We start from the raw sequence: 2,444 nt of genomic DNA on the forward strand, positions 1-2,444 counted from the left end.
GCTTCGGCGGGCAGGTCGTGAAGAACGTCGCCGGCTACGACGTGTCGCGGCTGATGGCCGGCGCGCTCGGCACGCTCGGGCTGATGCTCGACCTGTCGATCAAGGTGCTGCCGATGCCCGTCGCCGAAGTCACGCTGAAGTTCGAGATGACCGCGACCGATGCAGTGCGCAAGCTCAACGAATGGGGCGGCCATCCGCTGCCCGTCAGCGCGAGCGGGTGGCGCAACGGCACGCTCGTACTGCGCCTGTCGGGCGCCGAGGCGGCCGTGAAATCCGCGAAGACGCAGCTCGGCGGCGAAGTCGTCGACGCGGTCGAGGCCGAACGCTTCTGGGCCGGCCTGCGCGAGCATACCGACCCGTTCTTCAACGGTATCCCGCCCGGCTATGCGCTGTGGCGCCTCGCGCTGCCGTCGATCACCGAACCGATGCACCTGCCGGGCACCCAGTTGATGGAATGGGGTGGCGCGCAGCGCTGGTGGATCACCGACGCCGATGCACAGACCGTGCGGATGAGCGCAAAGCAGGCCGGCGGCCACGCGACGCTGTTCCGCGCGGGCGACGCATACGACCGCAGCGCGGGCGTGTTCACGCCGCTTCCCGCCCCGATGATGAAAATCCACCGCGGGCTGAAGGCCGCGTTCGACCCCGCGCGCATCTTCAACCGCGGCCGGCTCTACCCCGATCTCTGAGGGCTCGATGCAAACGAACCTCGCCGATTTCATCCGTAATACGCCCGACGGCGACGAGGCCGACGCGATATTGCGCAAGTGCGTGCATTGCGGGTTCTGCACCGCGACCTGCCCGACCTATCAGTTGCTCGGCGACGAACTCGACGGCCCGCGCGGCCGGATCTACCTGATCAAGCAGATGGTCGAAGGCGCGCCCGTCACGCGCAGCACGCAGCAGCACCTCGACCGCTGCCTCACGTGCCGCAGCTGCGAGACGACCTGCCCGTCGGGCGTCCAGTACGGCCGGCTCGTGGAGATCGGCCGCAAGCACGTCGAGGCGCAGGTGCCGCGCCCGGTGCAGCAGCGTCTCGTGCGCCGCCTGCTCGCGAGCCTCGTGCCGAACGAGGCGCTGTTCTCGCCGGTGATGCGGCTCGGCCAGCACGTGCGGCCGCTGCTGCCGAAGCGGCTGCGCGACAAGGTGCCGCCGCGCACGCGGCTGCTCGAATGGCCGCACCTCACGCATACGCGCAAGATGCTGATGCTGGGCGGCTGCGTGCAGCCGTCGATGCTGCCGAACATCAACATCGCGACCGCGCGTGTGCTCGACGCGCTCGGCATCGAGACGGTCGTTGCACCCGACGCGGGCTGCTGCGGCGCGATCCGCCTGCACCTGAACTATCACGACGAGGCGCTCGACGACGCGCGCCGCAACATCGACGCATGGTGGCCCCATGTCGAACAGGGCGTCGAGGCGATCGTGATGAATGCGTCGGGCTGCGGCGCGACGGTGCTCGAATACGCGCACCTGCTGCGCGACGACCCGGCCTACGCGGAGAAGGCACAGCGCATCGTGTCGCTCACGCGCGACATCTCCGACGTGCTGCTCGCGTTCGAGGCCGAGCTCGCGACGCTCGCGCGGCGTCGCGCGATCCATACGGTCGCGTACCACCCGCCGTGCACGTTGCAGCACGGCCAGCAGTCGCGCGGCAAGGTCGAACGCCTGCTCGAGACGCTCGGCATCGACGTGCGGCTGCCGGCCGACAGCCATCTGTGCTGCGGCTCGGCCGGCACCTATTCGCTGACGCAGCCGTCGCTGTCGTACCGGTTGCGCAAGCAGAAGCTGCTGAAGCTGCAGGCGCTCGAACCGCAGATGATCGTCTCCGGCAACGTCGGCTGCATCGCGCACCTGCAGAGCGGCACGCAGATTCCGGTCGCCCACTGGATCCAGCTCGTCGAGCATCTGCTGTACGGCTAGGGCCGGTTCATGCGAATGACGGATGGGCGCTGGGCCTCGCGCGCGGCGTCCGTATAATGGGCGGATCGATGCGTCGCGTGCCGCGGCGCATCCGCTCCATGCCTGCTTCCGTGCCCGTCATGTCCGATCTCGCCGCCCGTCTCGAATCCGTTCATCGCCGCATCGCCGACGCCGCCCGTGCGGCCGGCCGCGATCCCGCCGCCGTGTCGCTGCTCGCCGTCTCGAAGACGTTTCCCGCCGACGACGTGCGCGCCGCGCATGCGGCCGGGCAGCGTGCATTCGGCGAAAACTACGTGCAGGAATCGATCGACAAGATCGACGCGCTCGCCGACCTGCGCGCCAGCCTCGAATGGCATTTCATCGGGCCGCTGCAATCGAACAAGACGCGCCCGGTGGCCGAACGCTTCGACTGGGTTCATTCGGTCGACCGGCTGAAGATCGCGCAGCGCCTGTCGGAACAGCGCCCCGCGCACCTGCCGCCGCTCAACGTGTGCGTGCAGGTGAATATCAGCGGCGAGGCG

Annotated in this window: 3 protein-coding genes; all 3 read left to right on the forward strand. The window is 69.0% G+C overall.

From position 1 onward, the window contains the following. Positions 1 to 689 (forward strand): glycolate oxidase subunit GlcE (glcE, locus tag JYJ84_RS34210; protein ID WP_205190098.1); only part of this gene is annotated, 689 nt, incomplete at its 5' end. Positions 690 to 696: 7 nt separating this feature from the next. Further along, on the forward strand, positions 697 to 1,923 hold the full coding sequence (glcF, locus tag JYJ84_RS34215; RefSeq protein ID WP_122944522.1) for a glycolate oxidase subunit GlcF: 1,227 nt from the start codon (positions 697 to 699) through the stop codon (positions 1,921 to 1,923). Between the two features lie 119 nt (positions 1,924 to 2,042). Further along, on the forward strand, positions 2,043 to 2,444 hold a 402-nt coding region (locus JYJ84_RS34220), incomplete at its 3' end, for a YggS family pyridoxal phosphate-dependent enzyme (RefSeq protein ID WP_205190099.1).

It is taken from the genome of Burkholderia sp. LMG 13014, assembly GCF_905232215.1.
GTDB lineage: Bacteria > Pseudomonadota > Gammaproteobacteria > Burkholderiales > Burkholderiaceae > Burkholderia.